This window comes from Anoxybacillus sp. FSL W8-1294 (assembly GCF_037965005.1).
In the GTDB taxonomy this organism is placed as follows: Bacteria; Bacillota; Bacilli; order Bacillales; family Anoxybacillaceae; genus Anoxybacillus; species Anoxybacillus flavithermus_G.
Genome location: NZ_CP150179.1, coordinates 1 through 7,500 on the forward strand (window position 1 = coordinate 1; position 7,500 = coordinate 7,500).

General features: G+C 40.1%; 6 protein-coding genes (1 of these 6 only partly in view). All 6 read left to right on the top strand.

Features of this window, described 5'->3' with window-relative positions; all coding sequences use genetic code 11:
* Positions 1-1,344: a chromosomal replication initiator protein DnaA gene (gene dnaA / locus NSQ23_RS00005; protein WP_004888455.1), complete on the top strand. Its 1,344-nt coding sequence runs from the start codon at positions 1-3 to the stop codon at positions 1,342-1,344.
* A gap of 156 nt (positions 1,345-1,500) precedes the next feature.
* Positions 1,501-2,637, top strand: coding sequence for a DNA polymerase III subunit beta (gene dnaN / locus NSQ23_RS00010; protein ID WP_004888456.1), 1,137 nt, complete (start codon positions 1,501-1,503; stop codon positions 2,635-2,637).
* A 98-nt stretch (positions 2,638-2,735) separates the two neighbouring features.
* Positions 2,736-2,948, top strand: coding sequence for a S4 domain-containing protein YaaA (gene yaaA / locus NSQ23_RS00015; protein WP_004888458.1), 213 nt, complete (start codon positions 2,736-2,738; stop codon positions 2,946-2,948).
* A 14-nt stretch (positions 2,949-2,962) separates the two neighbouring features.
* Positions 2,963-4,078 (top strand): DNA replication/repair protein RecF, encoded by a 1,116-nt coding sequence (gene recF, locus NSQ23_RS00020; protein WP_004888459.1) that lies wholly within the window; start codon positions 2,963-2,965, stop codon positions 4,076-4,078.
* 60 nt (positions 4,079-4,138) lie between these two features.
* Positions 4,139-6,055: a DNA topoisomerase (ATP-hydrolyzing) subunit B gene (gene gyrB / locus NSQ23_RS00025; RefSeq protein ID WP_339174470.1), complete on the top strand. Its 1,917-nt coding sequence runs from the start codon at positions 4,139-4,141 to the stop codon at positions 6,053-6,055.
* Positions 6,056-6,127: 72 nt separating this feature from the next.
* Positions 6,128-7,500, top strand: the 5' portion of a protein-coding gene (gene gyrA, locus NSQ23_RS00030) for a DNA gyrase subunit A (protein ID WP_339172155.1). 1,078 nt of this gene lie beyond the right edge of the window; 1,373 of the gene's 2,451 nt are visible here — the first part of the coding sequence; it begins with the start codon at positions 6,128-6,130; the stop codon falls past the right edge of the window.

Below are 7,500 nucleotides of genomic sequence, written 5' to 3' on the forward strand. Positions count from 1 at the left end.
GTGGAAAATATTTCGGACTTATGGAATAAAGCATTGGCCGAAATTGAGAAAAAAATTAGCAAACCGAGTTTTGAAACATGGTTAAAATCAACGACTGCACATTCGTTAAAGGGCGATATCCTTATTATTACCGTTCCAAACGAATTTACAAAAGACTGGCTCGAATCGCGCTACACCCGGCTTATTGAACAAACGCTCTATGATATTACCGGGGAAGAATTAAAAATCAAATGCACGATTCCTAACGATCAAACATCGGAAGAATTTGATGTAAAACCAACAAGTAAACCGCGAAAACACGATGATGAACAAACAGAATTTCCACAAAGCATGCTCAATCCGAAGTATACGTTCGATACATTCGTCATTGGATCTGGAAATCGCTTTGCTCATGCTGCCTCTTTAGCTGTGGCAGAAGCACCGGCCAAAGCATACAACCCCCTTTTCATTTATGGTGGTGTAGGCCTAGGCAAGACGCACCTCATGCACGCAATCGGTCATTACGTTCTTGAACACAACCCATCAGCGAAAGTCGTTTATCTATCTTCTGAAAAGTTTACAAACGAATTTATTAATGCCATTCGTGACAACCGTCCGGATGATTTTCGTAACAAATATCGCAATGTGGACGTGTTACTAATAGATGATATTCAATTTCTAGCTGGAAAAGAACAAACGCAAGAAGAGTTTTTCCATACGTTTAATACGCTACATGAAGAAAGTAAGCAAATTGTCATCTCAAGCGACCGACCACCAAAAGAAATTCCGACGTTAGAAGATCGCCTTCGTTCTCGTTTTGAATGGGGCTTAATTACAGACATCACTCCTCCCGATTTAGAAACGAGAATTGCAATTTTGCGCAAAAAAGCGAAAGCGGAAGGATTCGACATACCGAACGAAGTGATGTTGTACATTGCTAATCAAATTGATTCGAACATTCGTGAATTAGAGGGGGCACTCATTCGCGTCGTTGCTTACTCTTCTTTAATTAATAAAGAAATTAACGCAGATTTGGCAGCTGAAGCATTAAAAGATATTATTCCGAGCTCCAAACCAAAAGTTATTACGATCCAAGATATTCAACGCGTTGTCGGGGAGCATTTTAATGTAAAACTCGAAGATTTCAAGGCGAAAAAGCGGACAAAATCTGTTGCTTTTCCAAGACAAATTGCAATGTATCTTTCACGCGAACTGACGGACTGTTCGCTCCCAAAAATTGGTGAAGAATTTGGAGGGCGTGACCATACGACTGTTATCCATGCCCATGAAAAAATTTCAGCTCTCATTCAGACTGACGTTCAATTGCAAAAACAGCTGAAAGAAATTATGGAGAAACTGAAATAATGTGAATAACTACTTTGTGTTTGTGCACAGTCTGTCCACATGTGGATAGTCTGTGCTTCCTTTGTTTTACTCACTTATCCACATAATCACAGCGCCTATTACTATGATTAATAGTTTTTTAAAAAAATATAATTAATAATTAGGGAGGTTTTCTTTGTGAAAGTTACTATCGATCGCGAGCACTTAGTGAGAAGTGTGCAAGATGTTATGAAAGCTGTATCATCCCGAACGACCATTCCTATTTTGACTGGAATTAAAATTGTCGCCTCTGAGCAAGGAGTTACATTGACAGGGAGTGACTCAGATATTTCGATTGAATCGTTTATTCCAGCGGAGGAAAAGGATCGTATTATTGTTGACGTCATTAAACAAGGGGGCGTAGTTCTCCAAGCGCGATTTTTTAGCGAAATTGTTCGTAAACTACCGAAAGAAACCGTACAAATCGAAGTAAAAGATCAATTTGTCACAACCATTCGTTCCGGAAAAGCCGAATTTCACTTAAACGGATTGGATCCAGAGGAATATCCGCGCTTACCACAAATTCAAGAGGAAAACATGTTTAAAGTTCCAGCTGATTTGTTAAAACATGTAATTCGTCAAACTGTATTCGCTGTATCGACTTCAGAAACACGTCCGATCTTGACAGGTGTAAACTGGCGAATTGAAAATAATGAACTGACGTGTATTGCAACAGATAGCCATCGGCTAGCTATGAGAAAAGCAAAAGTAGAAACGGAATCAGAAGCGTACTTCAATATCGTCATTCCGGGAAAGAGTTTGAACGAACTAAATAAAATCCTCGAAGAGTCGAATGAACTTGTGCACATTGTCGTGACAGAAAATCAAATATTATTCAAAACAAAACATTTGTTGTTTTTCTCACGATTATTAGACGGGAACTATCCGGATACGTCTCGACTTATTCCAACAGACAGTCAGACAGATGTGATTGTAAAAACGAAGGAGTTTCTACAAGCGATCGACCGTGCATCTTTATTAGCGCGTGAAGGAAGAAACAACGTTGTTCGTTTATCGACACTAGCCGACAAAATCGTTGAAATTTCTTCGAACTCACCTGAAATCGGAAAAGTAGTTGAAGAAGTGCAGTGTGAACAAGTTGAGGGAGAAGAATTAAAAATTTCTTTCAGCGCAAAATATATGATGGATGCACTAAAAGCGTTAGAAGGGACAGAAATTAAAATTAGTTTTACTGGTGCAATGCGACCATTTTTAATTCGTCCGCTTCATGACGATTCGATGCTCCAATTAATTTTACCTGTGCGCACATATTAAAAGCTGCTAGATGAACTAGCAGCTTTCCTTTTCTTCACCTTTCTTTTTTAGTACAATGAAAGAATGGACACTTTTTATAGAAAGTGAGCGGATGATGGATGAAAGAAATAAAAATTTCAACAGAAACCATTACACTCGGACAATTTTTAAAACTAGCGAACGTCATCTCAACAGGTGGGATGGCGAAATGGTTTTTACAAACAAACGATGTATTTGTTAATGGTGAGCAGGAACAACGTCGCGGGCGAAAGCTGAAGGTAGGGGACGTTGTCGACATCAAAACAATCGGTACATTTACGATTTGTTCGTGAAGGTGGGAGCACCTTTGTTTTTGGAACAATTAACTTTAAAAAACTACCGCAATTATGAACAAGGTTGTTGGCAATTTCAAAATAAAGTAAACGTCATTTTAGGTGAAAATGCCCAAGGTAAGACGAACATCATGGAATCCATTTATGTTTTATCTATGGCGAAATCACATCGAACGACGAACGATAAAGATTTAATTCGTTGGGACGAAGATTATGCTAAAATAGAAGGTAAAGTAGGAAAGAAAAACGGGTCCATTTTTCTGCAACTAACTGTGTCAAAAAAAGGTAAGAAAGCAAAACTCAATCATATTGAACAGGCGAAGTTAAGCAGATATGTCGGGCACATGAACGTTGTCATGTTTGCTCCAGAAGACTTAAACCTTGTAAAAGGGAGCCCACAAATTCGAAGACGTTTTATCGACATGGAGATCGGTCAAGTATCTCCTGTTTACATGCATGAGCTTGGTCAATATCAAAAAGTGTTGCAACAAAGAAATCAATATTTGAAACTACTTCAGTCGAAAAAACAGATGGATGAAACGTTTCTTGATGTGCTTACAGAACAACTGGTAGAACTTGCAGCTAAGATCACGCTTAAAAGATACGAATTTATCGAATTATTACAAACGTGGGCAAAACCGATTCATGGTGAAATTAGTCGAGGTAATGAACAATTAGCTATTCACTATTGTCCTTCGGTTCATGTATTAGACAAACAACAATGGTCGAGAATAGTAGAAGTGTATAACGACAAGTTCGCACAAATAAAAACAAAAGAAATCGAACGAGGCACAACACTTATCGGGCCACATCGAGATGATTTATCGTTCACAATTAACGGAAAGGATGTACAAACGTTCGGTTCACAAGGACAACAACGAACGACGGCCCTTTCATTGAAACTAGCTGAAATTGATTTAATTTTTTCGGAAATTGGAGAGTACCCTATTCTTTTACTTGACGATGTCCTATCAGAACTGGATGATTTTCGCCAAACGCATTTGTTAAATGCTATACAAGGCAAAGTGCAAACATTCGTAACAACAACGAGCATAGATGGGATTGAGCATCGCGTTATTCGTGATGCAGATGTGTACGAAGTTGTCTCGGGACAAATGATGAGACGATAGTTGTTTATCAAACTCGGACGTATTGTCCGAAAAGGAAAGCGTAGGTGATCAATAGTGACGATGGAACAAAGGGAACAAATTGTTTATGATGAAAGTCAGATTCAAGTGCTCGAAGGATTAGAAGCAGTACGAAAAAGACCGGGGATGTATATCGGATCAACTGGACCGAAAGGATTACACCATCTCGTTTGGGAAATTGTCGACAACAGTATTGATGAAGCGCTAGCTGGATTTTGTACGGAAATCACCGTTATTGTTGAAGAAGACAATAGCATTACAGTTATCGATAACGGTCGGGGGATTCCAGTTGGCATTCATGAAAAAATGGGGAGACCAGCTGTTGAAGTAATTATGACTGTGTTGCACGCTGGAGGGAAATTCGGCGGCGGTGGATATAAAGTATCTGGCGGTTTGCATGGGGTCGGTGCGTCTGTTGTTAATGCGTTGTCAGAAGAACTAGAAGTATATGTACATCGCGATGGAAACATTCACTATCAAAAATATAAGCGCGGTGTGCCTTGTTCTGATTTACAAGTTGTAGGTGAGACAGATCGGACAGGAACAATGATTCATTTTAAGCCAGATCCGGAAATTTTTACAGAAACGACGGAGTATGATTACGATACACTCGCGCACCGTTTACGGGAGCTTGCTTTTTTAAACAAAGGCATTCGTATTACGCTAGAAGATCGACGCGGTGAAAAGCGACGCAACGAATACTACTATGAAGGCGGAATTTCTTCATACGTTAAACATTTAAATCGGACAAAAGAAACGCTTCACGAGGAACCAATTTATATTGAAGGGGAGAAAGACGGGATTCAAGTCGAAATTGCCCTACAATACAACGATGGTTATACAAGTAATATATACTCATTTGCGAATAACATTCATACACATGAAGGTGGTACGCACGAGTTAGGGTTTAAAACAGCTCTGACGCGAATTATTAATGATTATGGCCGTAAAAGCAGTATGTTTAAAGAACAAGATGCTAATTTAACTGGTGAGGACGTACGGGAAGGATTAACGGCCATCATCTCGGTGAAACACCCAGCACCACAGTTCGAGGGGCAAACGAAGACGAAACTCGGAAATAGTGATGCTCGTACGGCGACAGAGTCCATTTTTGCTGAACAATTTGAGAAGTTTTTACTCGAAAATCCATCCGTTGCAAAAAAAATCGTTGAAAAAGGAATTTTAGCTTCTCGAGCACGTTTAGCAGCGAAGCGAGCGCGAGAATTAACGAGAAGAAAAAACGCCCTTGAAGTATCAAGTTTGCCTGGGAAATTGGCAGATTGTTCATCGAGAGACCCAGCGATATGTGAACTGTATGTCGTTGAGGGAGACTCGGCAGGTGGTTCTGCAAAACAAGGACGCGATCGTCATTTCCAAGCGATTTTACCGTTGCGCGGAAAAATTATTAACGTTGAAAAATCACGTTTAGATAAAATTTTATCCAACAATGAAGTACGTGCGATTATTACAGCTCTTGGCACGGGAATCGGGGAAGATTTTGATATTACAAAAGCTCGTTACCATAAGATCATTATTATGACGGACGCCGATGTCGATGGTGCACACATTCGCACATTGTTATTGACATTTTTTTATCGCTACATGCGCGAGGTCATTGAACAAGGCTACGTTTACATCGCTCAACCACCTTTATATAAAATTCAGCAAGGAAAACGAATCGAATATGCATATAGTGATCGACAACTTGAAGAAATATTAACGCGGTTACCTGAACAACCAAAACCGGTCATTCAACGTTATAAAGGTCTTGGGGAGATGAATCCTGAACAACTTTGGGAAACAACAATGAATCCAGAAACGAGAACGTTGTTGAAAGTGAGTTTGCAAGATGCGATGGAGGCGGACGAAACGTTCGAAATTTTAATGGGGGACAAAGTCGAGCCGCGTAGACAATTTATTGAAGAAAACGCAAAATACGTAAAAAACCTAGATATTTAAACATGTCGGAGAGTGTTTGTTCACCCTCCCCTTGTTTTATTATTTTGCTAAGTAAGGGAGGTTCGTTGTTGTATGTCTGAACGAGTAAAAGAAGTGAGTATTAGTCAAGAAATGCGTGCATCGTTTCTTGACTATGCGATGAGCGTCATTGTATCTCGCGCGCTCCCTGATGTGCGTGATGGTCTAAAGCCGGTACATCGTCGTATTTTATATGCAATGCACGATTTAGGAATGACGGCGGACAAGCCTTACAAAAAGTCGGCACGTATTGTCGGTGAAGTTATCGGGAAATACCATCCACACGGTGATGCAGCGGTATACGATACGATGGTGCGGATGGCACAAGATTTCAACTATCGATATATGCTTGTAGATGGACATGGAAACTTCGGATCAATTGACGGGGATGCTGCAGCAGCAATGCGCTATACAGAAGCGAGAATGTCGAAAATTTCGATGGAGCTGTTGCGAGATATTAACAAAGACACGATTGATTACCAAGACAACTATGACGGTTCAGAACGAGAGCCAATTGTTTTGCCGGCTCGTTTTCCGAATTTGCTTGTGAACGGATCTTCAGGGATTGCGGTTGGAATGGCAACAAATATTCCGCCGCATCAACTTGGAGAAGTCATTGATGCTTTATTAGAGCTAATGAAAGATCCAGATATGACGATTGCTGAATTAATGGAATATTTGCCAGGACCTGATTTTCCGACAGGTGCGCAAATTATTGGGAGAGGCGGTATACGAAAAGCGTATGAAACAGGACGAGGTTCGATTACGTTGCGTGCCAAAGCAGAGATCGAGCAAAAAGAGAACGGAAAAGAAGTGATTATCGTCCGTGAGTTACCTTATCAAGTCAATAAAGCGAAGTTAATTGAAAAAATTGCTGAGCTTGTACGCGAAAAGAAAATTGATGGCATTACAGATTTGCGTGATGAGTCGGATCGAAGCGGCATGCGTATCGTCATTGAAGTACGAAGAGATGTGAGTGCTCATGTCGTACTTAACAATTTATATAAACAAACGGCTTTACAAACGAGCTTTGGCATTAATATGCTTGCTCTTGTTGACGGTCAACCAAAAGTATTGAATTTGAAACAATGTTTACAGCATTATTTAGAACATCAAAAGGTTGTTATTCGTCGTCGTACGCAATTTGAGTTAAACAAGGCAGAAGCACGCGCCCATATTTTAGAAGGACTACGCATTGCCCTCGATCACCTAGATGAAGTGATTGAGCTCATTCGTCAATCCGCGACCGTAGATGTAGCAAAAGAAGGATTAATGACAAAGTTCCAGCTAAGCGAAAAGCAAGCGCAAGCTATTTTAGATATGCGCCTGCAACGTTTAACTGGATTAGAGCGTGAAAAAATCGAGCAAGAGTATGCTGAGTTATTAGGACTTATTGCACGTTTAAAGGCTATTTTAGCTGATGAACA

Excerpts from the sequence above, each read along its gene's own strand:
- gyrB (WP_339174470.1), top strand. The coding sequence starts at position 4,139 with ATGGAACAAAGGGAACAAATTGTTTATGATGAAAGTCAGATTCAAGTG.
- yaaA (WP_004888458.1), top strand. The coding sequence starts at position 2,736 with ATGAAAGAAATAAAAATTTCAACAGAAACCATTACACTCGGACAATTT.